The following is a 26,888-nucleotide window of genomic DNA, read 5'->3' on the forward strand; positions in this document are numbered from 1 at the left end:
CGGCCCGCGGTCTCCGCTCGGGTGAACCCGGGGCGCGCAGGCCTAAGCGCCGCCCCCGGCGAGGAACGCCAGGACCGTCCGCTCGAACGCGTCCTTCGCCTCGATCATCACCCAGTGCCCACAGTTCGGGAACACGTGAAACTCCGCGTTCGGGATCGTGCGCATCGGCACCAGAGCCATGTCGAGCGGACTGACCCGATCGTCACGGCCCCAGGTGAGCAGCGTGGGGGCCGACACTTTGTGCATCGTCGCCCACGGCATCGGCACGTCGGCCTTGCGCATCATCGCCATCATCGCCGCGAACGCGGCCTTGCCGTACATCCGCCGGGCGGCCGCGAGGGTCTCCGGGTCAGTGGCCAGCGCCCAGCGTTCCTCGATCAGCTCGTCGGTGACCAGAGCGGGGTCGTAGACCATCGAGCGCAGCCAGTCGATCAGGCGTTGGCGGGTGGGCTCCTCGGTGAACTCCTGCAGCAGTCGGATGCCCTCGCTCGGGCCGGGGCTGAAGATGTTGGTCCCGATGCCGCCGATGGTCACCAGCTTGCCGATCCGGTCGGGGTGGTTGATCGCGAAGTTGATGCCGACCCCGCCCCCCATGGAGTTGCCGATGACGTCGACCCGGTCCAACCCCAGCGCGTCGGCGAACGTGATGACCGCGCCCTGGGCGTCCAGCAACGGGTGTCCGCCGAAATCGTCACTGACGCCGAAGCCCGGGAACTCCAGAACCAGGCACCGGAAGTGCCGCGCGAACACCTCCAGGTTGCCGCGGTAGTTCCGCCAACCTGTCACCCCCGGCCCGGAGCCGTGCAAGAGCAGGAGTGCCGGACCGTCGCCGGCCTCGTGATAGCGCAGCACGCCGGACGGAGTGCTGATCTCCCGCAAGGTCTCGTGGTAGTCGACTGTCATCCTGTGATTCCACCTCATCGCCCGCGGGGCGACGACCAGGGTTCCGGTGAGTGGCCGTCGGCTTCGGCCGCGTGCGCGGGCCCGCGGGCGGGATGTGACGAGGGTCGCATTTCTTAATGACCGGCCGAAACTGCCAGGCGACGGTCCGTAGCGGCCCAGCGAATCGCATACCGGGCCGTCACCAGCGGAATTGGGAAGAAGAGGCAAACTCGGCATCACGCGGGGGCAACAAAAGTCTGTGAGAAGTCTGCAAATGAATTCAACATGGCTGAAAACCCATTTTTATTGAATGCGCAAACAACTGACCGTGGTTGTCTCTCGCGTCAATTATTTTCCGGGATCTGTTTCTGTGAAATGTGCGGTGCTTCCCATCGTGATGATCGAGATGAATGCGCTGGTCACAGCCATATCGGCGAGGTGTGGGCCCCGCCTCTATTGTTGCTTCTGCAAATAGACTGGAGGTTGGCTGTGAAAATCGGCTCCGAGATGTTGCACGGCGGGCGCATCCGTTCGATATGAATTACATTAGGTCCGGCTTAAGGCCACGTGAGAAAGCGGAAATTCAGGAGGTCCTGATCTCCCGCCCATCCGGGTCCGGAAGGTCGCCAGTATTCAGCCAGGTACGACGATCGACGGCTACGCCGTCGAATTCCAAGGGAGATCCATGAAGACAATCAGTCGGATGTTGATCGCGATGGTCGCGGCCATCGCTGCGCTGTTCGCCAGCACTGGCACCTCTCATGCGGGGCTGGACAATGAGCTGAGCGTGGTCGACGGCCAGGGCCGGACGCTGACGGTTCAGCAGTGGGACACGTTCCTCAACGGCGTGTTCCCGTTGGACCGCAACCGGCTGACCCGTGAGTGGTTCCACTCGGGTAAGGCCAGCTACATCGTGGCCGGCGAGGGTGCCGACGAGTTCGAGGGCACGCTGGAGCTGGGCTACCAGGTCGGCTTCCCGTGGTCGCTGGGTGTGGGCATCAACTTCAGCTACACCACTCCGAACATCGCGTTCGACGGTTACGGGCTGGACTTCGCCGACCCGCTGCTGGGCTTCGGCGACAGCATCGTGACCCCGCCGCTGTTCCCGGGTGTGTCGATCTCCGCGGACCTGGGCAACGGCCCCGGCATCCAGGAGGTCGCGACCTTCTCGGTGGACGTGGCCGGCCCCGGCGGCTCGGTCGTGGTGTCCAACGCCCACGGCACGGTGACCGGTGCTGCCGGTGGCGTGCTGCTGCGTCCGTTCGCCCGCCTGATCTCGTCGACCGGTGACAGCGTCACCACCTACGGCGAGCCCTGGAACATGAACTGACCCATCTCGACGGTGGCCCCCCGGCGCGAGCCGGGGGGCCACTTTCGTCCCGGCACCCGCACCCGGCAGGACCGTCCGGGCCGATCGGGGCCCCGTCGCCCGACCGGCTGGTTTGATGGCTGCCAGGTGTCGGCCCGAAAGCCGGGCCACTGACTGAGCCGAAGCGGAGGGCACACCATCGGTCATCGAACGCTAGGGGCTTCACACGGACGGGAATCCGGTCCGTGCCGGGGGTTCGCGTGACCGGCGCCGATGGCCTGGTCCCGGTGGGCACACCGATCGACCTCGACAACTGCGCCCGCGAACCGATCCACATCCCCGGCAGTGTCCAGCCCCGCGGGGTACTGGTGGTGGTGGATGAGCCCGACTTCCGGATCCGGCAAGTCAGCGCCAACGTCGCCGACGTGCTCGGCCACGCGGTGGAGGACGTGCTCGGCCGCCATCTCTCGGCTCTGATGGGCGCCGACCAGTCGGCGAAAGTGGCCACAGCGGCATCGATCGTCGGCGACCTGCACCGACGCAACCCGGTCGAATGTGTGCTCGACGTCGCCGGCACCGCGCGTGCGTTCGACGCGATCCTGCATCGCGAACCTGGGGGAGTCCTGCTCGTCGAGCTCGAGATCGCCTACGGTGAGCGGCCCTACGCGTTCCCCAACACCTATGCGGCGGTGCGTAGTTCCGTCGAGGAGCTCAACCGTGCGGTGGGGCTGACCGAGCTGTACGGGGTGGCCGCCCGTGCCGTGCGCGAACTCACCGGCTTCGACCGGGTGATGATCTACCGCTACGACGCGGAATACAACGGTGAGGTGGTCGCGGAATGCAAACGCGAAGACCTGAACTCCTTCCTCGGTCTGCACTACCCGGCCACCGACATCCCCGCCCAGGCGCGGGCGCTGTACGAGAAGAGTTGGCTGCGGCTGATCTCGGACGTCGACTACGTTCCCGTGCCGCTGGTGCCCGCCGTCGACCCGGCCGGCGAGCCGCTGGATCTCACCCATGCCACCTTGCGCAGCGTGTCGCCCATCCATCTGGAGTATCTGCGGAACATGGGTGTGCACGCCTCGATGTCGATCTCGCTGCTGCGGCATGGGCGGTTGTGGGGTCTGATCGCGTGCCATCACTACGCCGGACCGCACCTGCCGCCGTACGGGGTACGGGCAGCCGCGGAGTTCCTCGGATCCACGCTGTCGCTGCGGCTCGTCGACCAGTTCGACGACGACCGGTTGCACCGACGACTGGCCGCCCAGGCGGTACTGGCCAAACTCACCACAGCCACGCTGGACGCCGCCAAGCCGCTGGCGACGGCTCTGCTGAGCGGACCGGACCTGCTCGACCTGGTACCCGGCGACGGCGTCGTCGTCGACATCGGGGGCCGGCGACGGGAGACAGGCTCGGTGCTGGCGCCCGAGGTGGTGGCCGCGGTCGTGGCATGGGCTCGAGAACTCGAGGACGACATCGCACACACCGAGAGCCTGCAGGCGGCGATACCCGGACTCGAGCCCGGGCCGGTACCCGCGGCCGGTGCACTGGTGCTCAAACTGCCTGAAGGCCAGTACGTTGCGTGGTTCCGGCGCGAGGCATTGCGTTCGGTGGACTGGGGCGGCGACCCGCACAACAAGGCGATCGCCGTCAGCGAGGGCGACGGCGTCAGGCTCAGTCCCCGTAAGTCATTCGACCGGTGGCGTGAGGTCGTCCGCGACCGGAGTGAGCCGTGGACCGAGACCGAGATCGACTCCGCCGACGCGATGCGCCGCCACCTGGTGGAGGTGCTGTACCACCGCACGCGAGGAGCGCTGGTCGTCGCGGAGCTGGTGCAGCGCAGCTTGATGCCCGAATCCGTTCCGGTACTGCAGGACTGGCAACTTTCTGCGCACTATGAACCGGCCGAGGGCGACCGTGTCGGCGGTGACTGGTACGACGCGTTCGAGCTGCGCGACGGCAGGCTGGTCGTGGTGGTCGGGGATGTCGCCGGACACGGAGTCACCGTCGCCGGCACGATGGCGCAGTTGCGCAACGCTCTTCGCGCGCACCTGTTCGCCGGGGCGGCGCCGGACGAGGCCGTCCGGCTACTCAACGAGTTTGCGCTGCACATGCTGCCGGGGGCGTTCGCCACGGCGCTCGTCGTGCGGATCGACCTCGACTCCGGCCGGGTCGAGGCCACCGCGGCCGGGCATCTGATGCCGTTCCTGACGAACGAGGTCTCGCCCGCGCCGGCGGCGCCGATTCGGCTTTCCCCGCCGATCGGTGTCAACGGCGGGGTCTACACGCTCAGCGAATTCACCCTCGAACCGGGGCACGGCATGGTGATGTTCTCCGATGGACTGGTCGAGCGCCGCGGCGGGGTGATCGACGACGGCCTCGACCTGGTGGCCGCGACGCTGGGCCGCGAGTCGGTGCCCGACGCGTCGTCGATCTGGTCGGCGATGGCGGCCGGGCACACCGACGACGACGTCACCGTCGTCGCGCTGCGCCGGCTCTGAATGCCCCCGCCCGGGCTCCGCGCGTCACCATTGTGTGGCCACGAGCCGATCCGCACCGCATGACGGGTCGAAGGTCACGTGCGGCCTCCCTGTCTGCGGGTGCGGGCCGACGGCGGCGGTCACGCCCCAGACCTCGGCGATCAGCTCGGCGGTGAGCACGCCTTCGGGCGGGCCGGCGCACACCTGGATCCCGTCGCGCAGCACCACCACCTCGTCGCAGTAGTGGGCGGCCAGGTTCAGGTCGTGCAGCGCGATCACCGCCGTCACGCCGAGCCGGGCGGGCAGCGCGAGCACGTCGAACTGGTGCCGCACGTCGAGGTGATTGGTCGGCTCGTCCATCACCAGCAGCCGCGGTTGCTGTGCCAGCGCCCGCGCCACCAGAACCCGTTGCCGCTCCCCGCCCGACAGCAGCGCGAAAGCCCGATCGGTCAGATCGACGGCGCCGACCAGAGCCAGCGACTCGGCGATGACCGCGTCGTCGGCGGCACTGTCGCCCTGGAACCTCCGCTTGTGGGGCGCCCGGCCCATCGCGACGACGTCGCGCACCTGCAGGTCGAAATCGCCGGTAGCGTCCTGTAATACGGCCGCAGCCGTCCGTGCCAGCTGCCGTGGCCGCATCGAGGTGACGGAGACGCCGTCGATCGTGATCGAACCCGACGCCGGCGACAGGATCCGGAGCACCGCTTGCAGCAGTGTCGACTTTCCGCAGCCGTTGGGGCCGACGACGCCGATCACGGCGCCCGGGTGCGCGGTCAGGCACACGCGGTCCAGCACGCGCCGCGCGCCGCGGATCACGCAGAGGTCGGTGATCTCCAGCCGTGCCGCGTTCACTGCTGCGCTCCGGTGGCGGCACGGCGCGCATCCCGGCGCAAAAGCCACAGGAAGAACGGACCGCCGCACAGTGCGGTGAGGACGCCGACCGGAATCTCCTGAGGCGAGGCCAGAGTCCGCGCCGCGATGTCGGCAAGAACCAGGAAGCTGGCGCCCGCCAGTGCCGCAGCGGGTAGAGCGTGCCGATGATCGCTCCCGACGATCAACCGCACGGCATGCGGCAGGATCAGACCCACGAACCCGATAGGGCCGCTCGCGGCGACCAGCACACCGGTCAGCAGAGAGGTCAGGACGAACATCTGGGCACGGAAGCGGGCGGTGTCGACGCCCATCGTGGTCGCCGCGGCATCGCCGGCGAGTAACACGTTCAGGGTGCGGGCCTGAGCCAGCAGCAGGATCAGTCCGGTGACCACGACGGCCAGCGGCAGCCACAGGGTGTCCCAGCGCGCGCTGCCCAGTCCGCCGAGCAACCAGGTCAGCACCTGGCGGGCGCGGTCTCCACTGTCTGCGGTGAGCAACATCAGACTGGTGAGCGCCGAGAGCACGTAGGACACCGCGACACCGGCCAGGACCAGCCGAGTGGTGGTGATCTGGCCTGCGGCGCTGGACAATCCGTAGACCAGGGTCAACGCAGCCAACGATCCGGCGAACGCGGCCACGGAGGGGGAGAGCCAGCCGGCGAAACCGATCCCGGACACGATCACCGCCACAGCCCCCACCGAGGCGCCCGAGGACACCCCGAGAAGGAACGGCTCGGCCAGCGGATTGCGCACGAGCGCCTGAAGGGTCATGCCGATCACCGCGAGGCCCGCGCCGACCACCGCGCCGAGCAGCACGCGGGGGGCGCGCACCTGGGTGACGACCGTATGGACATGCGGAGCGACGTCGGCGTCGACGACCGACGGGAACAGCGCGGCCCCGACACTGCGCACGACGTCCGCAGGCGCTATGGCGATGGAGCCGATGGCCAGGCCGGCGACCATCGAGCCGACGAGCAGGACCGAGAGCCCGACGAGCACGAGCGGGTAGGGCGGACGGCGGCTTCCGCCGCGGCCGGGCTCGGTCCGGTCGACTGCGACCACCGGAGCGCTCATCAGAACCGGTCGGGATGGAGTTGCCGCGCCAGGGCTTCGACCGCGAACGGGGCACGGATGCCGAGCACCGCGTCCTGCAGGGTCAGCACCGCGAAGCGGTCGTCCCGGATCGCGGTGACGGTCGCCAGTTCCGGTCTGCTCTTGAGGAACTGCTTCTTCTGCTCCACCGACGGGGTGCCGAAATAGTCGTAGATGACGATCACGTCGGGGTTGCGCTCGATCACCTGCTCCCAGGACACGTCGGCGAACGTGTCGTCGAGGTCGGCGAAGATGTTCGTCGCGCCCGCCAGGTCGATGATCTGGTTACCGATGCCCTGCCGGCCCGCGGTGAAGGCGGAGTCCTCGCCGCTGTCGTACACGAACGCCTTGAGCGGTTCGACACCGGCGACGCGCTCCCGGGCGCTGTCGACGCTGGACTGCATGGTCTCGACCAGGGCGTCGGCCCGCTCTCCGACGCCGAAGATCTCAGCGATGGTGCGGACTTCGCCGTACACGTCGTCCATCGTGATGGGTTCGGTAGCACAGTATTCCGGGTTGAGATACGTGGTCACCCCCGCGTCGGTGAGTGCCTGCCTGGACCGCCCGGCCGACTCGTCGAACGCGCTGGCGTAACCGCCGTAGACGAAATCAGGTGCGACCGAAAGCAGTTGCTCCAGCGACGCATCCTTGTTCGACAGCTCGGGGATGGCGCGGTAGGCCTCGTCGTGGCGGGGCAGGGGAGGGTTGTCCGGATAGACGGTCGCCGCGACGGAGTCCCGCAGGCCCAGTTCGAGCATCAACTCGACCGGGTGCTGGAAATATCCGATCGCGCTCCGCGGCGGTGTCTCGACGACGATCTGTTGGCCGCAGTTGTCGATCGTCACCGGGAAACCGTTGCGGTCCACCGCTTCCGGCGACTCCGATGCTTCGGGTGCGCAGCCCGACACTGCGACTGCGAGGGCGGACAGCACGAGTGCGCCGCGTCGGCGCGACTGCGTCATGAATGGTGTCGTGAAAGGCATTGCATCGGCTCCATCCGGGATCTCCACGTCCCAGCGAGAGGGGCCGACGAGAGCAGTATCCTGACTCCCGGATCGACGCTCGCCCCGACCTTCCAGCCTGGCGGCCGTGGTCGACGAGGGGTTCGCTCCCCGGTCACAGTGGCGGGACCATGCCGGATTCACACCGGCTTCCTGCCTGCTCGTCGGAGCCGGTCAGGCCGACCGGCCACGCTGACAATAGCTGACAAGCACTCGGTCCGGTCTGCGGGTGTGGTCCCTGTGCCTTTTCGGCCGTGGACGCTCGCGCGATCGCCGTCGTGCTTTCCCTAGAAAATACTTCGGCATTGTTTTCTCGGCAGGCGTACCGCCACCACACGATTGGGGCGAAAAGTGCACGCAATTGATTCCGAGGGAAAGTAATTGCAAACGTCGCATAAACTATGGATTTCCGATCTTGTCCGCAGACTTTATAATCGTTTACTGAGCCTTATTCAGCAACGTCGGACATGCACGCAGCTCCGTGCGCCCGGGCATCTCCGATATCCGAAGGGGTAGTAAAGCGGCCGCCGCGCAGGACCAGTAAGGAAACGGTATACGCGGTGATTGCGGACATTGCGAAAGATGGTCGCCCGGCCGCTGGGGCGATGGCGAAATGCTTTGCCAGAACAATGGCTATTAGAACGCCTGACAAATAGCTGGCAGGTGCCGAATTTCTCCAATTATTCTCCTGGGGTGGCCGGATCCCGGCCGAGAAGCTTCTGCGTTGGACGGAGAACCGATGAAAAATGGTGCACGCAAGGCGGGTGTCTTTTGCGGAGCGGCGGTCGCCGCCACAATGCTCGCTACCACTACGGCGACCCAGGCGGCGGAGGCTCAGTCCTCGGCGCTGATCATCGGCGGCATCTATACGCCGTCGCTGTCGAACCTTGTTATGCGGAATATCCTCGGCGGAAGGTTCCGCAACCAGGAACTCGTCAGTGTGGAGTGGCCCGCCGAGGCACGGCCGTTTACCGGCCTGTTCAGCGACAGTCTGACCGAATCGGTCAATGTCGGCATCGAGAGCCTCACCAATCAAATCCAGCTCGCCCTCGACCGGATCAAGGACGAGGACGGCAATTACGTGGAGGGCGAGCGGGTCACGGTGGTCGGCCTGTCCGCAGGCAACCTGGTCGTCGATGATGTGCTGCGTAACCTGCAAGCTCAAACCAACGCTCCCCCTAAGGAAGTCTTCGACTTCTACACCGTCGAGGACACCACCCGCCAGAACGACAAGGTGGTGTACAACCCGATACTCAATTACACGTTCAGGCCGCCACCGGTGACCCAATACGATCTTGTGACTGTCACAGGGGAGTACGACGGGTTCGCGGACTTCCCGCAGCGCTGGTGGAACCTTCTGGCTGTCGCCAACGCGGTGCTGGGTGAGATCTTCGTCCATGTGCCGGTCATGTTCGACAACCTGGACAGGGTGCCGGAGGACAACATCACCGTCACCACGAACGTGCTGGGCGGAGTGACGACGAACTACTTTGTGCGGCAGCCATTGCCGCTCGTGATTGTGTTCCCATTCCTGCTGCCGATTGAGCCGTTACTGCGGACGATCGTCGACGCCGGGTATACCCGCGACGCTCCCGACCCCAACACCGCTGGTTCGCCCGCCGCGACCCCGTCCACCCCGACGGTCGAGGAGGACGTCGCCGGTGACGTGGAGCAGCCGGCCGACGCTCAGACGGCACCTACCGCCCGTACCGCGGCCGGCGACACGGCGACCGCGCCGGCCGCCGAGGAGGACACCTCGAGCGATGCCGAGGTGGCCGACGATGTTTCGGGTGATGCCGAGGTGGTCGAGGATGTTTCGGGTGATGCCGAGGTGGTCGAGGATGTTTCGGGTGATGCCGAGGTGGTCGAGGAACTCGATGCCGAGGTGGCCGAGGATGTTTCGGGCGATGTTGAGGTGGCCGCGGAACTCGATGCCGAGGCTGAGGTCGATGCGGCGGTAGAGCAGAGCGACAACGCTACGGCGCCGTCGATGGACGCGGGCCAGGGATCTGAGACGACGTCCGGCACCGACGGAGTGGATTCGGACTCCGTCGAAGCGGAGTCGACATCCGCAGCGTGACCTAGCCGTACAGTCCGCCGACCGAGGTCTTCGTCACGTCAAGTCGCGTCCCGCTGTCGGCGGCATCTGGGTTGGCGAAACTGTAGGTCGCCGAGACGAGTTGGTGCACGCCCTTGGCGCGGTCCCGCTGTAGTGCGGTCCAGTGGGCGCGGGTCAGTCCGCGACGATGAACACCTGCTTGTTGACGAACTCGTCGATGCCGAGGGCGCCCAGCTCGCGTCCGAACCCTGAACGCTTCACCCCACCGAACGGGATGTCGGGCCCTTCCCCGGCAGGGGTGTTGACGTTGACCATCCCGGCGTCGAGTCGTCGCGCCACATTCTCCGCGCGCGTGACGTCGCTGCTGAACACCGACCCGCCCAGCCCGAACACCGAGGAGTTGGCCAGCGCGACGGCTTCGTCCTCGTCACGTACGCGGTAGACGACCGCAACGGGTCCGAACAGTTCCTCGGTGTAGGCCCGCATGTCCGGGGTGACGCCGCTCAGCACGGCCGGGGTGTAGAACGCCGCCGGCGCTTCAGCGAGCACTCCACCGGCGTGCAGGATGGCGCCCTTGTCGACTGCGTCGGCGACCTGCGTGGCGACCGTCTCAGCGGCTGCGCGCGAGGACAGCGGGGCGATGTCCGTGGCGGGGGGACTGGCTGCCAGCGCGGTCAATTCGCTGACGAAATCGTCGTAGAGATCCTCGACGACGATCATTCGCTTGTTCGAGTTGCACGCCTGTCCCATGTTGTAGGTGCGGAACTCCCAAGCGGTGCGGGCGAGTTCGGCGGCATCACCGTCGAGGACGATGAACGGGTCGGAACCGCCGAGCTCGAGTAGACACTTCTTCAGTGCCCGGCCGGCGGTCGCTGCGACCGCAGCGCCGGCGCGTTCGGACCCGGTCACCGAGACACCCTGCACCCGAGGATCTCCGATGATCGTCTCCACCTGGCCGAACGTCGCGAACACATTCGTGTACACCCCGTCGGGCACACCGGCGTCCCGCAACAGCTCCTCGATGGCCAGCGCGCACTGCGGCACCGATTCGGCGTGCTTGAGCAGGACCGCGTTGCCGAGCACGAGGTTCGGCGCAGCGAATCGCGCGACCTGATACACCGGGAAGTTCCATGGCATCACGCCGAGCAGCACACCGACCGGACGGCGGCGGACCATCGCGGTGCCCCCGGAGAACGACGGGATGCGTTGATCGGCCAGCAACTCCGCGGCGTGGTCGGCGTAGAACTGGAAGATCGACGCGGAGAACTCGGCTTCGCCGGTACCCTCGTCGAGCTTCTTGCCCATCTCCGTGCGGGCCAGCTCACCCAGATCCGGTGCGCGCTTGCGCAGCAGCTCTGCGACATTGCGTACCACGTCGACCCGCGCTGCCAGCGGCTGCTCCCGCCACGCCCGGTACGCGTCGTCGGCCGCGGAGATCGCCGCGGCGATCTCCGCATCGGTGGTGGTGTCGAAACTTGCCAGTACCTCGCCGGTCGCCGGGTTGACTGTCCGGTAGGGCGGTTGCGTGGCGGTCACAGTGTGTCCTTCTACTTCTCGGCAGGGATGGCGTCGGCGTAAGGCGCGGTGCTCTTGTCGTGCAGGGGGTGGATCATCATGTACACCAGCCCGATTCCGATGACCACGGCCGCAGACAGTGCGACGATCCAGTTGTCGTACCACGGTGCGTCCGGCGTGCGCGGCCAGGCCATGTTGATCATCGCGATCACGCCGTACACCAGCGCGGCGATGTTGACCGGCACGCCCCACTTGCCCAACGAGTACTTGCCGCTCGGCACCCAGCCCTTCAGCCGTGCCCGCAACGCGGCCAGGACCACCATCTGGAAGCCGATGTAGATGCCCAGCGCGGCGAAGCTGATGATCTTGGTGATGGCGTCGGTGGAGAACTTGGAACCGAGGATGATCACTGCGGGCACGGCGGCGGCCAGCAGCAGCGCGTACGGGGGCACGTGGCGCGTCGGCGAGAACTTCTTCAGAAGCGCACTGCCCATGATCATCTCGTCGCGTCCGTACGAGTACGCGAGCCGGCTCGCGGCAGCCTGCAGGCTCATCGCGCAGGACAGGAACGAGATCAGCACGATCACCAGGATGATCTTCGAGCCCACCGGTCCGAAGGCCTCGCCGAGCACCGTGCTGACTGGGTCGGTGTCCTCACCGGCGATGACGGCGGGGATGTCGGCGACCGCGAGGACCAGTGCCAGGCACACGAAAGTCGCTGCGGCGCCGCCGATGTAGATGGTGCGTCGCATGGCTTTCGGGATCAGCCGGCCGGGATCGCGAACCTCCTCGGCGACGTCACCGCACGCCTCGAAGCCGTAGTACTGGTACAGGCCGATCAACGCCGCGGCGGCGAACGCCCACATGTAGTCGCCGTCGCCGCCTGCACCGAAGCTGTCGAAGATGATGCCGATGTTGTGCTCGCGGTGCGCGATCAGCAGCCAGCCACCGACCACGAGCGCGCCGATGATCTCCGCGCTGAACCCGATGATCGCCGCTTTGGCAAGGACTTTCGTGCCCATGAAGTTGATCACGGTCGCCAGTGCGAGCAGCAGCAGGGAGAACGCGATGACGTTGTTCACCGTGGCGTCGATGCCGAAGGTGGCGGCGATGAACGGTCCGGAGCCGTAACTGACCGAGGCGATGGTGACCAGCAGGGCCACCAGATACACCCAACCGGTCATCCATGCGTACCGGCGTCCCCACAGTCGGCGGGCCCACGGGTAGACGCCGCCGGCGACCGGGTACTGGGCCACGACCTCGGAGAACACCAACGCGACGAGCAGTTGCCCGACGCCGACAATGAGGAGGCTCCAGATCATCGGCGGACCGCCTGTCGCCAGGGCGAAGGCGAACAGCGTGTAGATGCCGACCACGGGCGACAGGTAGGTGAAGCCCAACGAGAAGTTGGCCCACGGGCTCATGTCCCGCTTGAACTCCGATGTGTAACCGAGGGCCCGCAGATGGGAGGCGTCGGTGTGGTCGTGGAAGTCGTGGAAGCTCTTGCCGGATTCGTCGCCGCGCGCGTCGGAGGTGGGTTGCGTCGTGGACATGAGCCTGCTTTCTGCCGGTGGGTACATGCAGGAACCCGAGTGATCCGAAAAACTACAGTCCTATTGTTTAACCGGCAACAGAAACGACGGAATTGCTTCGAGATCGGGTAGATTGCGACGTCGGGCCTGCTGGACGCGGAGGAGGTGGCCGTGTCGTCGTTGTCGCCGCTGGTCGCCACCGAGGCACCGGTCGGTCGTGCCGACGAGATCGTCCAGCGCATCACCGAGGCCATCCATCTCGGGCTGCTCGACGACGGCGAACGTCTCCCGGTGGAGGTCGATCTGGCGGCGCAGTTCGGGGTGGCGCCGATGACCGTGCGTGAGGCGCTCGCGACATTGCGCGAACAGAAGCTGGTGGAGACGCGCAGGGGCCGCAGCGGTGGGTCGTTCGTCCGACGCCCGCCGGGGCCGCCGGTAGACCAGTTGACCGCGCGGCTGGCCGCGATGAGTGCCTCTGACCTGCGTGACCTCTTCGACGAGCACACCGCGGTGTCCGGTCAGGCGGCGCGGCTGGCTGCCGAGCGTGCGGCCCCGTACGCGGTCCGCAGACTGTTCGCGCTGACCGACCAGCTCGGTGCCGCGGCCACCCTGGGCGATCGCATCCGCGCCGACAGCCGCTTCCACATCCAGGTGGCGATCGCGTCGCAGTCGGCCAGGCTGGCCCGGCGAGAGGCCAACCTGCAGGCCGAGGCCGCCGGGCTGGTGTGGCTGCCGATCGGCCCCGAGATGGATGTCGCCGCGCACGTCCAGGAGCAGCACGCGATCGCCGCGGCCGTGGCGTCCGAGAACGCCTCTGAGGCGCGCAGGCTCGCCGAAGCCCATGTCATGGGCCAGCTCGCCAGATTGACCAAGATCAACCTTGACCTCACCAGCACCGGGTCCTCCTCATGACGACGTCGCAGGCGGCTCGCCAACTCGCCGAGGCCGCGTCGTCGTCCCTGGAGCCGTACTACGAGTTGCTCGGCGAGATCGCCGAGGACGTGCTGCGGTGCCGGCCCCCACGGGCGGCGCTGAGCGAGGCGCATTTCAGCGGACTGCACCGCCGGCTCGCCGAGAGACTCCATCGGGAACGCGCGGTATGGGGCATGGGCTTCATCGCCGCGCCGTTCGTGGTGGACGGGATGGAGCGCTACCTGGCCTGGTGGCAGCGCACCAACGACCGGGTGACCCGCCTACGGCTGAATTTCGACCTGACCAGCATCGACGTCTACGACTACCTGCAGATGGACTGGTACCAGCTGGCCAAACGCGGTCAGCAGCGCGTCGCCTACGGGCCCTACGTCGACTACAGCGGCTCCGACATGTACACGATCACCGCCACCGTGCCGGTGGTGGCCGGCGGGACATTCCTCGGTGTCGCGGGAGCCGACCTGGTGGTCGGTGACGTCGAGCGCCGACTGCTGGACGTGCTGCGCCAGGTCGAGGACGACGCCGTCGTGGTCAACGCCGAGCGTCGGGTCGTCGCGGCCAACACTCCGCGCTGGTTCGTCGGCTCCCGGCTGTCCGCGATGCCCACGGCGGGTCCGGAGCCCGACCCCGCGGCGTTCCGGGACGTGGCGGAGATGCCGATCGGGACGGGCTGGGTGCTGGCCATCGCGTGGCCGGAGGCCGACGCGGATGCGCGTGGCCCGGGTCCTGACGGCGCGTAACCGACTCTTAACGACGAATCTCGTTCCAGCTGTTGACTGCAAGGATCTACTTCTAGAGTATTTAGTGACCACTCGGTCGCACTCTCGGAGGTAGCACTGATGTCGTCGGCCCTCTCCGGCTCTGTCCCCGTGTTCGAGGTCGCCGACCCGGCCTTCTCGATCACCTCGGCCGAGGTGCACGCGGCCCGCGAGCGCAGCTGGTACGCGACCACCGAGTACGGCCTCGCCGTCCTGCGCTACGAGCAGGTGAACCGGCTGCTCAAACACCCCAAGCTCAGGCAGGGCAGCGCGGCATGGCCGGCCCACAACGGCGTCACCGAAGGGCCGTTCGCCGACTGGTTCGCCAGCTGGATCCTGAACAAGGAGGGCGAAGAGCACCATCGGCTGCGCCGGCTGATGAACCCGGCTTTCTCCAGCAAGCTCATCGGCGGGCTTGTCCCGAGGTTTCAGGCGCTGGCCGAAGAACTCATCGACGGCTTCGCCGAACCCGGCCGCTGCGAGTTCGTCAGCGAGTTCGCCGAACCCTACGCCGCCCGCGTCATCGCGATCATGCTCGGCATCCCCGAGAGCGAGTGGAAGGTCATCGCCGCCGAGTCCGCCACGATCGGGTTGGCACTCGGCGTCACGATCCGGCAGGACCTGCCGAAGATCGAGGCCGCACTCAAGACGCTCTACGAGTACTGCGACGCGCTGATCGCCGACCGGCAGGCGAACCCGCGGGACGACTTCGTCACCACACTGGTGAACGCGTCCCGCCCCGAGGACGGCCGACTCAGCGACACCGAGCTACGAGATGCCATGGTGCTGCTGATCTTCGGTGGATTCGACACCACCCGAAACCAACTCGGCCTGGCGATGCAGACGTTCATGGCCCACCCCGATCAGTGGCGGCTGCTGGCCGAACAACCGGAGCTCGGCGGCAAGGCCGTGGAGGAGGTCATGCGGGTCAACCCGACCGTGCGCTGGGTGACCCGTGAGGTGCTGGAGGACTTCGAGTACGAGGGCGTCATGCTCACCGCGGGCACCACGGTGCACCTGTACAGCGAGTCGGCCGGGACCGACCCACTGGTCTTCGATCCGGGATTCGACATCACCACAGAGCGCAAGCCGCACTTCGGATTCGGGGGCGGCGCCCACCACTGCCTCGGTCACTTCGTGGCGCGCTCGGACATGAGTGAGGCGCTGCCGCTGCTGGCTCGCCGGATGCGCGATCCGCACGAACTGCCCGGCGCCACCTGGTTGCCCGACTCGGGCAACACCGGTCCGATCACGCTGCCCATCGGCTTCACGCCCGCCCCCTGAAAGGACGACCGCATGCACGTCACCGTAGATCTCGCCAAGTGTCAGGACCACGGCCAGTGCGCCATCGCCGCACCCGCCGTGTTCACCCTCAATGACGACGGAAACCTGGAATACGACGGTAATCCCGACGATTCCGAACGCGCCTACGTCGAAGACGCGGTCGATGTCTGCCCCGTCCAGGCCATCGTGGTAAAGGACTGATCCCGATGACCGCCACCCCTCTGGACACGCACCGCGAGGCCAACGCAGGCAGCCCCGAGTTGGCCGCCGTGCTGTCCACCATCGCTGATCGCGGCGTCGAATTCGTGTACTTCCAGGCGGTCACCATCACGGGCCGGGTCGTCGGGAAAGTGGCCCCGGCACGCCATTTCGAGCGGCTCGCGATCCGCGGCGTGCAGCAACACCAGACAGCGGTCGCCAACCTCCAGGGCACCCGGGAGGGAGTGCTGCTCGCCGGTGGGGTGCACGCGCCGGAATACACGGCGATCCCGGATCTGGAGACCTTCGCGGTGCTGCCGTGGGACACCAGCTTCGCGCGCGTGTTCTGCCGCCTCTACGAACCCGACCATCTGCCGGACCGGGCCGGTGCCGAATTTTCCTGTGACAGCAGGGGTCTGCTGCGACGGATGCTGGCCGGTTTCACCGACCGGACCGGGCTGGAGCTGCGCACCGGCTGTGAACCCGAGATGACCTGGCAGGGCGAGGGTCTGCAGGCCCAGTTCCGTCCCGGATCGAGCCCGGCGTACCACATCGAACACCTCGAGCGGAACCGGCCGATCGTCAAGAAGGTCGTCGAGTACGCCCAGGCACTGGGCCTGGACATGATCGAGGGCGACTACGAAGACGAGTTCCAGGTCGAACTGAACTTCATGTACGACCGTGCCGACCTCACCGCCGACCGGTTGACCACCTACCGCCAGATCTGCAAGCAGGTGGCCCGCGAGCTCGGCATCCACGCCAGCTTCATGCCCAAGCCCGCGACCGGCATGATGGGCAACGGGTGCCACCACAACTTCAGCTTCTGGCGCGAGGACGTCAACGTGCTCGCCGAACCCGGCGTCACCGAACTGCATCTGAGCGAGGTCGGGCGACACGCACTGGGCGGGCTGCTGGCCCACTCCGCGGGCGCCATGCTGATCAACGGATCGACCGTGAACTCGTACAAACGCTACTGGGACGCAGGACAGTTCGCGCCGTCCCGGATCAACTGGGGCCTGGACAACAAGACCTGCACCGTCCGGTTGTCCGCGGTCGGGCGCCTGGAGTACAAGCTGCCCGACGCCGCGGTGAACCCGTACCTGTCGCACGCGGCGATCCTGGCCGCGTGCGAGGACGGCATGAAGAACGCCATCGACCCGGGCGAACCCACCCAGGGTTCGTCCTACGACGCACCGGTCGACGACCGCTTCCCGGCGCTGCCGCTGACTCTCGGCGAAGCCATCGGCGCCTTCCGCGCCGACCAGGTGCTCAACCAGGCGTTCGGCCCGGAACTGTCGGCGTTGCTCGTCGACTACCACGCCGACGAATGGGCCAGGTACTGCGGACACGTCACCGAATGGGAGCGCGAGATGTATTGGAACGACACGCCATGACCGACACCTTGAAACTCGCCTGCCTGGACGCCGAGGCGCCGCCACTGTTCTCGCTGTGGACGCCGGAGAACGGTCGGCAGGGTTATGAACCCGGCGTCGCCGAGGCCCTGGGCGCCGAACTCGGCAGGCCGATCGAATGGGTCCGGGTGCCGTGGGTGGACATGATCCCGTCGGTGCAGCGCGGTGAGGCCGACGCGGTGCTGTGCGGGCAGGGCATCACCGCAGAGCGGCAGGCTCGGGTGGATTTCACCCGTCCGTACGCGATCTTCCACGAGGGCGTGCTGGTCCGGCGCGGGTCCGGTATCCGGTCGGCACAGGATCTGTTGGGCCGCAAGGTCGCCGCCATTGAGAACAGCACCAACATGTCGCTGGCACAGACGTTCACCGGTGCCGAACCGGTCGCGTTCGGCGCAGGCTCGGACGACGTCTACGCCGACATGCTGGCCGCGCTGCGGACCGGGGAGGTGGACGCGGTGGTCGACGACGACGTCGTGTTCGTCCCGCTGGGCGCCACGCACCCGGACTACGAGCTCGCTTTCACGGTGCAGACCGGTAACCGGTGGGGAATAGCGGTGGCCAAGGACCGTCCGGACACGCTCGCCGAGATCGATGCGGGCCTGGCCAGGCTCATCGACTCGGGTCGCCTGCGCAAGGTCTGGGAGCAGTGGCTGCCGACCCTCGACTATCCGTTCGCGGGAGACTGAGTGATCCGACCGCTGATCGCGGTGGTCGGTCGCCGGGCGCCGCAGGTGCCGATCCTGCGGTTCTCGGCGACCTTGGCCGCCGAGGCGATCTGCGAGGCGGTCTGGGCCGCAGGAGGAGAGCCGGTTGTCCTGCACGGTCCCGCAGCTGACCCGCTGACCGAACTGGCGCGCAGGCTGTCTCGTTTCGACGGGGTGCTGTTGCCGGGGGGCGCCGACGTCGAACCGTGCCGCTACAGCGCGGAGGCGGCGCCGGAAACCACCGGCACCGTGGCCTTCCAGGACGACTTCGACCTCGGTGTGGCACAGGCGGTGAGCACGCTGGATATGCCGACGCTGGCGATCTGCCGCGGCATGCAGGTGCTCAATGTCGCACTCGGCGGCACCTTGATCCAACACATCGTCGAGACGGAAGCACCGCATCACAACGCAATCCACCATGTTCGCGTCAAACGTGGATCACGACTGCATGCCATCGTCGGGGAGCAGACCATCGACGTGTCCTCCTACCATCATCAGGCCGTCGACCGGCTGGCGCCCGATCTGGTCGTGTCCGCACTCGCCGCAGACGGCGTCGTCGAGGCCGTCGAGCACCGCCGCGCCGACGTCGTCGCCGTGCAGTGGCACCCCGAGGACCGCCACCGCGTCTCGGCCACCGACGCTGCGCTGTTCACCGACCTGGTGGACCGCGCGAGGAAACGAAAGGACTCCAGCACATGACCGCCGCCGATCGGGTGAGCCTGCGCGACGTCACCCCGGAGCAGCCCGCCCCGGAGACCCCGTGCGCCCGCTTGTGCGTGCTGGCCTCGCTGAACTTCCCCGACATCAGCGCCGAGGACGCCGCGCTGATCCGGCGGTTCACCAAGGTCGCACTGACCACTCTCGTCGAGCTCGGCGCCGCCTACGAGCTCTGGGACACCACCACGGCGTTGGAGAACCCCTCCGCGGCAGGGCAGTTCGACGGGCTGCTGCTGCTCGGCGGCGGTGACATCGACGCGTCGTGTTACGGCGGGGCGGCGCAGCACCCGAAGTCCTACGGGGTCGATGCGCGCGCCGACCGCGACGCGTTCGCGGCCATCGCCGCCGCCGAGGCCGCCGGCCGCCCGATCCTCGGCATCTGCCGCGGCAATCAACTGCTCAACGTCGCCCGAGGCGGCACCGTCCTCGGCGACATCGTCGACTACGCGCTGCACCACGGCGCGCCGGGGGAACCGGAGTTCGTCGACGAGCCGGTCGACATCATGCCGGGTACCCGACTGTCGGCGATCCTCGGCGTAGACCGGGTGACGGGACGCTCCGGACACCACCAGGCCGTCGACACCCTCGGACAGGGTCTGGTGGTCGCCGCCCGCGCGCTCGACGGGATCACCGAGGGCGTGGAGGATCCCGACAAGTTCTATCTCGGGGTGCAGTGGCACCCCGAGGACGAGGACGGCCCCGAGGACGACAGGATGCGGCTCTTCGGGGCATTCGTGGCCGCGGCGGCCGCTGAGCGGTCCAGGGAAACCACGGCTGCGGACCGGGTGAGCCAACAGGGCTACGGGGTAGCGTCGCAGGTGTGATCACCGCGCGCAGTCTGTGCCGGTACCAGAGCCTCGGCCTGGCCCTGGTTGCCGGCGAGCGGGCGGCCGACCGCCCCATCGCATGGGCGCACGCCATCGAACTAGCCGATCCCACACCGTATCTGGCCGGCGGCGAGCTGGTGATGACGACGGGCATCAACATCGGAGCCGACGCAGCCGCGCAGCGTGACTACGTCGCGCGACTGGCCACGGCCGGGACGGCGGCGCTGGCGGTCGACACCGGCACCACGCTCGCGGAGGTCCCCGCCGGGGTGCTCACCGCGGGTGACGAGCACGGTGTTCCCGTCCTGCGGGTGCCGGCGTCGACGCCGTTCATCGCCATCGCCCGGGTGGTGATCGACGCCGTGAAGGCCGACCAGCTGCGCTCGGTGCAACGAGTGGTCGACCAACAGGAGGTGCTGGCCCGGGCAACGCTGAGGGCAGGCATCCCCGGCGTGGTCGGTGCACTCGCAGACTGTCTGTCAGCGGTCGCCGTCGCCGTCGCCGCCGACGGCAGGGAGCTCGCGGCGGGCGGGAGCACCGATACCGAGCTGATCGCGTCGTTGTCCGGGGCCGCGCGGCGGGCGCGGGATCGCGGCGGTTCTGTCAGCCCGCACGGGGACGGCTGGTTGACGATCCAACGGCTGCGGGCGGCGCAGGCCGTTCGCGGGCACCTGGTGGTACGGACCGACGGACCGCTGTCCGATGCCGACAGGGTGCTTGTCGCACATGCGGTTTCGCTGATCTCCCTCGCCCTGGAGAAGCCGGCGAGAGTGCAGGACGCCGAGCAGAGGCTGCGCTCGGCGCTGACTCGGCAGCTGCTCGGGAACCCCGAGGCCGTGGACGAAGGTCTGCTGCGTTACTTCGGGTTCGTCCCGGACGGTGACGTTGTCGTGGTCGTGTTGCAGCACCTCGGTCCGGTGTTGACCGCCGAGGAAGCCGTGGGCCAGGCCCCTGGCCGACGCGGGGCCCTACCTGCTGACGACAGCGGAGCGAGAGATCGTGATCGTGCTCCCCGCGGAAGGCAGCGCAGGACGGATCCGCACCCTGATCGGCACTCAACGCGCACCGAGCGGGGGAGTGAGCCGGGCCGTGCCGATAGCCGAGGTCGCCACGGGTGTGGAGCAGGCGCGTATCGCCGCGCGGTCCACCGCGGGCCAGTTCGCCGCGTACGCCGATCTCGGGCCGCTCGCGGCGTTGCTGGACAGCTGCACCCCCGGCGAATTGCGGCTGCTGGCATCGGTATTGGACCCGCTGAGCGACACCGACGAGGATCTCGTCGCTACCCTGGCAGCTTTCCTGCGGCACAACGGCCAGGCGGAGGCCGCCGCCGCCGAGTTGCAGGTGCACCGCCACACGCTGCGGAACCGGATGCGGCGCATCGGTCATCTGCTCGGTGACGACCTGAACTCCGCCGACTCGCGGACGCAGCTGTGGTTGGCGATCAGGGCTTCTCAGCTCCTGCGGAGTCACCGAGGGCCGGGGGGCCACAGCGGTAGGTGACCGGCGTCGCCGACATCGTGATCGGGTTGGCGACCTGCGGGGCCCGGCTGCCTGGCACCTGCACCGTCGCGCCGATGCCCAGCCGCTCGGCAAACGCGAACGCCTCGGAGAGGTCGTTGATCGGGCCCGCGGGCACCCCGGCCGAGGTCAGCGTGGTGTACCAGTGTTCGGCGCCGTGCCGCTTCAACGCCGGTTCCAGCGCCGCGCACAACGCATCCCGGTTGGCGACCCGGAGCGGGTTGGTGGTGAAGCGCGGGTCGCGGGCGAGTTCGGGCAGGCCGATCGCCGTGCTGAACGCGGCGAACTGTCTGTCGTTGCCGACCGCCACCGCGATCGGTCGGTCGGCGGTGTCGAACGTCTGGTACGGGGCGATGCTCGGGTGCCTGTTGCCCATCATCGCCGGCACCACGCCTGCGCCCAGGAAGCCGGACGCCTGATTGACCATCGACGACAGCAGCACCGAGAACAGGTCGGTGTCCACGCGTTGCCCCTCACCGGTGCGGTCGCGGTGGGCCAACGCGGCCAGGATCCCGCTCAGCGCGTGCAGGCCGGCGAGCACGTCGACCAGGGCCACGCCGGCCTTGGTGGGGTGGCCCTCGGTGCCGGTGACGCTCATCAGCCCGCCGACGGCCTGCACCAACAGGTCGTAGCCCGGCAGTGCCGCCCCGCCGCCGCGGCCGAAACCGGTGATGGCGCAGTAGATGACGTCGGGCCGGACGCGGCACAGCTCCTCATAGCCCAGCCCGAGTCGCTCCATCGTGCCGGGCCGGAAGTTCTCGACGACGATGTCCGCGCCGGCGACCAGGTCGCGTGCTGCCTGCTGCCCGCCGGGATCGGACAGGTCGAGGGTCACCGAGCGCTTGTTGCGGTTGACGGCATTGAAATACGTTGCCACGCCCGAGGAATCGTAGGGCGGCCCCCAGTGCCGCGTGTCGTCACCGGTGCCCGGCCGTTCCACCTTGACGACCTCGGCGCCGAAGTCGCCCAGCATCATCGTCGCGTACGGCCCGGCCAGCACCCGGCTGAAGTCCACGACCACGATGCCGTCGAGCGCACCGGTCATGAGCGTGCCGCCCCGCCCCGCAGGTACACGGTGGTGGAGTGGGTGAAGAACTCGCGGGCGGCGGTGCCCTGTTCCTTGGGGCCGAGCCCACTCCTCTTGGCCCCGCCGAACGGCACGTGCGGGTCGGCTCCGGCGGACTCGGAGTTGACGTGCAGCACCCCGACGTCGATGTGGTCGACGGCCTGCAGGGCGCGGGTCAGGTCCTGGGTGAACACCGCTGCGGAGAGCCCGAATTCGCTGTCGTTGGCCAGGGTGAACGCCTCGTCGGCGTCGGCGGCCCGCCGCACGGCCAGTACGGGTCCGAACAGTTCGTCGGTCCAGACGTCGGCGGGTGCGCCGTCGAGCTGCAGGATGGTGGGGGCGACGAAGTAGCCGTCGGCCAGAGGTCCCTCCAGATAGGGCCGTCCGCCGGCCAGCACCGTGGCGCCCTGGGCGACGGCGGCGTCGACCCCGCCGGTCACGGACTGACGCGCCGCGGCGGTGATCACCGGACCCATCTGCGTCGTGTCGTCGACGGGGTCACCGACCTGCAGCGCCCGGGCGCGCGTGAGCAGTGCGTCCAGGAACGCGTCGGCGATGCCCGGGGTGACGATCAGACGCGAAGTGGCGGTGCACTTCTGGCCGGTGGACCGGAACGCGCCCAGCATCACCTGCTCCACCGCGAGGTCGAGGTCGGCGTCGTCGAGCACCACCGCGGCGTTCTTGCCTCCCATCTCGGCCTGCGCGGGCACGCCGCGCGCCGCGGCCGAGGCCGCGATGCGCCTGCCCACCGCGGTGGAACCGGTGAACGAGATCCCGGCGATCCCGTCATGGCCGACGATCGCCTCGCCGACGTCGGAGTCGCCGATCAGCAGGTTGAGCACACCCGGCGGCAGACCGACCTCGGTGAACGCCTCCGCGAGCCGGATCGCCAGCAGTGGCACGGTGCTGGCCGGCTTCCACACCACGGTGTTGCCGTAGACCAGCGCGGGTGCGATCTTCCAGGCCGGGATCGCGATCGGGAAGTTGAACGGGGTGATCACCGCGACGACGCCGAGCGGTCTGCGGGTGACCAGGATCTGTTCCCCGGCGCGCGGGGATGCGTAGAGCTCGCCCGAACTCCGGTCGCCCTCGCTGGCGTAGTAGCGCAGGATCTGCGCCGCGCGTCGCACCTCGCCGACGCCTTCGGCGCGCGTCTTGCCCTCCTCGGTGGCCAGTTCGAGCCCCCACTGCTCGGCGTTGCGCTCGACGACGCCCGCGGCGGCCGACAGCAGCGCGCCCCGCTGGTGGATCGGCGTGGCCGCCCACGACGGTGCGGCGCCGGCGGCCGCCGCCACGGCCGCGTCGACGTCGGCCGGCAGCGCGGCACCGCCCTCGGCGACCACGTCGCGCGGCCGGGTCGGGTTGACACTGTGCAGCGGTGCACCGTCGCCGGCGATCCACCGGCCGTCGACCAGGTGCCGGACCGCGGTCGTCATGAGCGGAACGCCGCGTGGCCGGTCAGCGCCTTGCCGATGGACAGCATGTGCATCTCCGAGGTGCCCTCGTAGGTCAGCACGGACTCCAGGTTGTTGGCGTGGCGCAGCGGCGAATACTCCAGGGTGATGCCGCTGCCGCCCAGCAGGGTGCGGCATTCGCGGGCGATCGCGAGTGCCTCGCGGACGTTGTTGAGCTTGCCGAGACTGATCTGCTCCGGGAGCACACCGCCGGCGTCCTTCATCCGGCCCAGGTGGATCGCCAGCAGCATGGCCTTGCCGAGTTCGAGGGTCATGTTGGCCAGTTTCTCCTGTGTCAGCTGATAGCCGGCCAGCGGCTTGTCGAACACGTCGCGGGTCCGGGTGTAGGCGATGGTGGTCTCCAGGCTGTCACGGGCCGCACCGAGCGCGCCGAACACGATGCCGAAACGGGCCTCGTTGAGGCACGAGAGCGGGGCACTCAGCCCGACGGCATGGGGCAGTAGTGCCGACTCGGGCAGCCGGACGTTGTCGAGCACCAGCTCCGAGGTCACCGACGCCCGCAGCGAGAGCTTGCGGTGTATTGCGTTAGCGGTGAACCCCGGTGTGTCGGTGGGCACCAGGAAACCCCGGATCCCGTCGTCGGTCTGCGCCCACACTGTGGCCACATCGGCCAGGTTGCCGTTGGTGATCCACATCTTGGTGCCGTTGAGCACCCAGTCGCGGCCGTCGCGGCGCGCCCGGGTGCGCATGCCGGCCGGGTTGGACCCGAAGTCGGGTTCGGTCAGGCCGAAGCAGCCGATCGCCTCGCCCGAGGCCAGCCGCGGCAGCCACTCGTTCTTCTGGTCCTCGGAGCCGTAGCGGTGGATCGAGAACATCGACAGGGAGCCCTGCACGGAGACGAAGCTGCGGAACCCGCTGTCACCGGCCTCCAGTTCCAGGCACGCCAGCCCGTAGCCGACGGCGTTGGTGCCAGCGCAGCCGTAGCCCTGCAGGTGCATACCCAGCACCCCGAGCTCGCCGAAGCGCCGGCCCAGTTCCCGGGGCAGCGTGGCCGACTCGAACCAGCCCTCGATGTTCGGCCGTAGTTCGATGTCAACGAATTTCCGTACCGTGGAGGCGATCTCGCGTTCGTCGTGATCGAGCAGCCGGGCGGTGTCGAACAGTTCCAGCGGGGCGTAGACGGACTTGCGGCGCGGTGCTGTCGTGGTGGTCATCGGGTCAACTCCTGATCGGGACTACAGGGCGGCGAAACCGTCGCCGACGACGTCGAAGGCCTCGGCGAGCAGTTCGTCGGAGATCGAGAGCGGGGGGAGGAACCGCAACACGTTGCCGAAAGTGCCTGCGCTCAGCGGCAACACGCCGTTGCGCTGGCAGTGCCGGGTGACGGCGGCCACTGCGGCGGGATCGGGCTCGCGGGTGCCGGGCACCACGAGTTCGGCGGCGATCATCGCCCCGCGTCCCCGGATCTCGCCGATCACGCCGGTGGTGGCCGCGATCCTGCGCAACGCCGCGGTCATCAGGTCCCCGAGGGCGCGGGCCCGCTCGACCAGTCCGCGGGTCTCGATCTCCTCGAACACCCCGAGTGCGGCTGCGCACGCGACCGGGTTGCCGCTGTAGGTGCCGCCGATACCGCCCGGGTGCGCGGCGTCCATCACGTCGGCACGTCCGGTGACCGCGGCCAGCGGCAGCCCACCGGCCAGCCCCTTGGCGGTGGTGATCAGGTCGGGCACCAGCCCGTCGTGCTCGCTGGCGAACCAGGCGCCGGTGCGCGCGATGCCGGTCTGCACCTCGTCGGCAACCAGCAGGATGCCGCGCTCGCGGCAGAAGCGGGCGACCGACTGCAGGAAGCCCTCGGCCGGGACGATGAAGCCGCCCTCACCCTGGATCGGCTCGATCACCACGCAGGACACCGCGTCGGCACCGATCTGGGCGTCGACGAGCTGGGCGAAGTGGGCGAACGCCTCTGCGGCGCAGTGCTGCGGACCCGAGGGCCACCGGAACGGGTAGGCCATCGGCGCCCGGTACACCTCGGGGGCGAACGGACCGAAACCGTGCTTGTACGGCGCGTTCTTGGCGGTCATCGACATGGTGAGCAGCGAGCGGCCGTGGAACGCGTGGTCGAACACCACCACCGCCGGCCGCCCGGTTGCCGCGCGGGCGTATTTCACCGCGTTCTCCACCGCCTCGCTGCCGGTGTTGAACAACGCGGTCCGCTTCTGGTGGGCGCCGGGGGTCAGTGCGTTCAGCTTCTCGGCGACCTCGATGTAGGGCTCGTACGGGGTGGCCAGGAAGCAGGTGTGGGTGTACTCGGCGAGCTGCGCCGTTGCACGGGCCACCACGGCAGGGGCCGCGTTGCCCACGGTGGTGACCGCGATCCCGCTGCCGAGGTCGATGAACGAGTTGCCGTCCACGTCGACGATCACCCCGCCGCCGGCCGCGGCGACGTAGACACCGGCGGCGCTGGTCAGGCCGGCCGGGAGCGCGGCACTGCGGCGGTGCGCGAGCTCGACGGACCGGGGACCGGGGATCTCGGTGTGCACCCGGCGGGCCTGGGGGAGGGTGGGGCCGCCGATCACGGACGCAGTCATGGCGCAAGCGTAGGAACACCGGCACGCCCCGCCCATGTCCGTGACGGACAATCGCCCGGCCGCCGATGTACACACCGGCGCTGCGTGCGCGGAATACTTTCGTGCTGCGCGGTTATCAATACCTCCATGAGTGATACCGCGCTTCTGGTGATCGACATGTTCAACACCTACGATCACCCCGACGCCGAGAAACTGGCCGAGAGTGCCGCCGAGGTCGTCGCACCGATCGCGGAGCTGGTCGAGCGGGCCGGCCTGCGCGACGACGTCGACGTGATCTATGTCAACGACAACTACGGCGACTTCGCCGCCAACCATTCCGACATCATCCAGGGCGCACTGGAGGGCTCCCGCCCGGATCTGGTCCGGCCGCTGGTGCCCAGCCCGGACACCCGCTTCCTGACCAAGGTGCGACACAGCGCGTTCTACGCTACCCCACTGGACTACCTGCTCAGCCGACTCGGTGTGCAGCGCATCGTGCTCACCGGGCAGGTCACCGAACAGTGCGTCCTGTACACCGCGCTCGACGGTTACGTCCGGCACTACGACGTGGTCGTCCCGCCGGATGCCGTGGCGCACATCGACGCCAAGCTCGGCGAGGCCGCGCTGGAGATGATGAGCCGCAACATGAAGGCGGACCTGTCGAAGTCCACCGACTGTCTGCCCTGACCACGCGAAACGCTGCGCAGGCCCGGGCTGCGGCAGGGCTGATCAGGAAGCTGTTGGTTTCGG

General features: G+C 68.3%; 22 protein-coding genes, 1 pseudogene and 1 riboswitch. Of the genes and pseudogenes, 13 read left to right on the plus strand and 10 right to left on the minus strand.

Going from position 1 to position 26,888, the window contains the following annotated elements; genetic code table 11:
- Positions 1-42: 42 nt before the first annotated feature.
- Complete coding sequence (locus C6A87_RS08235) at positions 43-903, minus strand: alpha/beta fold hydrolase (protein WP_311116785.1); 861 nt, start codon at positions 901-903, stop codon at positions 43-45.
- 664 nt (positions 904-1,567) lie between these two features.
- On the opposite strand from C6A87_RS08235, the gene C6A87_RS08240 reads away from it, so the two are divergent.
- Both C6A87_RS08240 and C6A87_RS08245 read left to right on the plus strand, forming a co-directional pair.
- Entirely contained in the window at positions 1,568-2,212 is a 645-nt protein-coding gene (locus tag C6A87_RS08240) for an MspA family porin (RefSeq protein WP_311116786.1), read from the plus strand.
- Positions 2,213-2,451: 239 nt separating this feature from the next.
- Positions 2,452-4,692, plus strand: a complete 2,241-nt coding sequence (locus C6A87_RS08245; RefSeq protein WP_311116787.1) for a SpoIIE family protein phosphatase — start codon at positions 2,452-2,454, stop codon at positions 4,690-4,692.
- 24 nt (positions 4,693-4,716) lie between these two features.
- On the opposite strand, the gene C6A87_RS08250 is transcribed toward C6A87_RS08245, so the two are convergent.
- Genes C6A87_RS08250 through C6A87_RS08260 form a run of 3 tightly spaced genes read right to left on the minus strand, consistent with a single transcriptional unit; the run spans position 4,717 to position 7,597 of the window.
- Positions 4,717-5,523 carry an ABC transporter ATP-binding protein gene (locus C6A87_RS08250; RefSeq protein ID WP_311116788.1) on the minus strand — a complete coding sequence of 269 codons (807 nt, stop codon included), beginning with the start codon at positions 5,521-5,523 and terminating at the stop codon, positions 4,717-4,719.
- On the minus strand, positions 5,520-6,617 hold the full coding sequence (locus C6A87_RS08255) for an iron ABC transporter permease (RefSeq protein WP_311116789.1): 1,098 nt from the start codon (positions 6,615-6,617) through the stop codon (positions 5,520-5,522). Before C6A87_RS08255 ends, C6A87_RS08250 begins: the two co-directional genes overlap by 4 nt.
- Positions 6,617-7,597 (minus strand): ABC transporter substrate-binding protein, encoded by a 981-nt coding sequence (locus tag C6A87_RS08260; protein WP_311116790.1) that lies wholly within the window; start codon positions 7,595-7,597, stop codon positions 6,617-6,619. The genes C6A87_RS08255 and C6A87_RS08260 overlap by 1 nt, the downstream gene beginning before the upstream one ends.
- A gap of 74 nt (positions 7,598-7,671) precedes the next feature.
- A riboswitch (cobalamin riboswitch) is annotated at positions 7,672-7,792 on the minus strand.
- 568 nt (positions 7,793-8,360) lie between these two features.
- Between C6A87_RS08260 and C6A87_RS08265 the strand changes: the two genes are divergently transcribed.
- Positions 8,361-9,716: a PE-PPE domain-containing protein gene (locus C6A87_RS08265; protein ID WP_311116791.1), complete on the plus strand. Its 1,356-nt coding sequence runs from the start codon at positions 8,361-8,363 to the stop codon at positions 9,714-9,716.
- Between the two features lie 153 nt (positions 9,717-9,869).
- Here the strand turns inward: C6A87_RS08265 and C6A87_RS08270 are convergent, their stop codons facing one another.
- Both C6A87_RS08270 and C6A87_RS08275 read right to left on the minus strand, forming a co-directional pair.
- Positions 9,870-11,231, minus strand: coding sequence for an NAD-dependent succinate-semialdehyde dehydrogenase (locus tag C6A87_RS08270; protein WP_311116792.1), 1,362 nt, complete (start codon positions 11,229-11,231; stop codon positions 9,870-9,872).
- An 11-nt stretch (positions 11,232-11,242) separates the two neighbouring features.
- Positions 11,243-12,763 (minus strand): amino acid permease, encoded by a 1,521-nt coding sequence (locus C6A87_RS08275; RefSeq protein ID WP_311116793.1) that lies wholly within the window; start codon positions 12,761-12,763, stop codon positions 11,243-11,245.
- Between the two features lie 150 nt (positions 12,764-12,913).
- Here C6A87_RS08275 and C6A87_RS08280 point away from each other — a divergent pair, with 150 nt between their 5' ends.
- The 9 genes and pseudogenes from C6A87_RS08280 (at position 12,914) to C6A87_RS08320 (ending at position 21,072) form a co-directional block, all read left to right on the plus strand.
- On the plus strand, positions 12,914-13,654 hold the full coding sequence (locus tag C6A87_RS08280) for a GntR family transcriptional regulator (protein ID WP_311116794.1): 741 nt from the start codon (positions 12,914-12,916) through the stop codon (positions 13,652-13,654).
- Positions 13,651-14,412 carry a hypothetical protein gene (locus C6A87_RS08285; protein WP_311116795.1) on the plus strand — a complete coding sequence of 254 codons (762 nt, stop codon included), beginning with the start codon at positions 13,651-13,653 and terminating at the stop codon, positions 14,410-14,412. The genes C6A87_RS08280 and C6A87_RS08285 overlap by 4 nt, the downstream gene beginning before the upstream one ends.
- Positions 14,413-14,511: 99 nt before the next feature.
- Positions 14,512-15,714, plus strand: a complete 1,203-nt coding sequence (locus tag C6A87_RS08290) for a cytochrome P450 (RefSeq protein WP_311116796.1) — start codon at positions 14,512-14,514, stop codon at positions 15,712-15,714.
- Between the two features lie 12 nt (positions 15,715-15,726).
- Positions 15,727-15,915: a ferredoxin gene (locus C6A87_RS08295; RefSeq protein ID WP_311116797.1), complete on the plus strand. Its 189-nt coding sequence runs from the start codon at positions 15,727-15,729 to the stop codon at positions 15,913-15,915.
- Between the two features lie 5 nt (positions 15,916-15,920).
- Entirely contained in the window at positions 15,921-17,306 is a 1,386-nt protein-coding gene (locus C6A87_RS08300; protein ID WP_311116798.1) for a glutamine synthetase family protein, read from the plus strand.
- A complete protein-coding gene (locus C6A87_RS08305) occupies positions 17,303-18,010 on the plus strand; it encodes an ABC transporter substrate-binding protein (protein WP_311116799.1) in 708 nt (235 codons plus the stop codon). Before C6A87_RS08300 ends, C6A87_RS08305 begins: the two co-directional genes overlap by 4 nt.
- Complete coding sequence (locus tag C6A87_RS08310; protein ID WP_311116800.1) at positions 18,011-18,727, plus strand: gamma-glutamyl-gamma-aminobutyrate hydrolase family protein; 717 nt, start codon at positions 18,011-18,013, stop codon at positions 18,725-18,727.
- On the plus strand, positions 18,724-19,569 hold the full coding sequence (locus C6A87_RS08315; protein ID WP_311116801.1) for a gamma-glutamyl-gamma-aminobutyrate hydrolase family protein: 846 nt from the start codon (positions 18,724-18,726) through the stop codon (positions 19,567-19,569). The genes C6A87_RS08310 and C6A87_RS08315 overlap by 4 nt, the downstream gene beginning before the upstream one ends.
- Positions 19,566-21,072 (plus strand): annotated as a pseudogene (locus C6A87_RS08320) (PucR family transcriptional regulator). Before C6A87_RS08315 ends, C6A87_RS08320 begins: the two are co-directional and overlap by 4 nt.
- Here C6A87_RS08320 and C6A87_RS08325 read toward each other — a convergent pair.
- From C6A87_RS08325 to gabT, 4 genes are read right to left on the minus strand one after another with little or no spacing between them, the layout of a single operon-like run.
- Entirely contained in the window at positions 21,014-22,135 is a 1,122-nt protein-coding gene (locus tag C6A87_RS08325; protein WP_311116802.1) for a CoA transferase, read from the minus strand. The pseudogene C6A87_RS08320 and the gene C6A87_RS08325 overlap by 59 nt on opposite strands.
- Positions 22,132-23,592: an aldehyde dehydrogenase family protein gene (locus tag C6A87_RS08330; RefSeq protein ID WP_311116803.1), complete on the minus strand. Its 1,461-nt coding sequence runs from the start codon at positions 23,590-23,592 to the stop codon at positions 22,132-22,134. The genes C6A87_RS08325 and C6A87_RS08330 overlap by 4 nt, the downstream gene beginning before the upstream one ends.
- Positions 23,589-24,785, minus strand: a complete 1,197-nt coding sequence (locus C6A87_RS08335) for an acyl-CoA dehydrogenase family protein (RefSeq protein WP_311116804.1) — start codon at positions 24,783-24,785, stop codon at positions 23,589-23,591. The genes C6A87_RS08330 and C6A87_RS08335 overlap by 4 nt, the downstream gene beginning before the upstream one ends.
- A 21-nt stretch (positions 24,786-24,806) precedes the next feature.
- Positions 24,807-26,159: a 4-aminobutyrate--2-oxoglutarate transaminase gene (gene gabT, locus C6A87_RS08340; RefSeq protein ID WP_311116805.1), complete on the minus strand. Its 1,353-nt coding sequence runs from the start codon at positions 26,157-26,159 to the stop codon at positions 24,807-24,809.
- A gap of 126 nt (positions 26,160-26,285) precedes the next feature.
- On the opposite strand from gabT, the gene C6A87_RS08345 reads away from it, so the two are divergent.
- Entirely contained in the window at positions 26,286-26,825 is a 540-nt protein-coding gene (locus tag C6A87_RS08345) for an isochorismatase family cysteine hydrolase (RefSeq protein WP_311116806.1), read from the plus strand.
- Positions 26,826-26,888 lie beyond the last annotated feature (63 nt).

It is taken from the genome of Mycobacterium sp. ITM-2016-00317, assembly GCF_002968295.1.
Taxonomy (GTDB): Bacteria; Actinomycetota; Actinomycetes; order Mycobacteriales; family Mycobacteriaceae; genus Mycobacterium.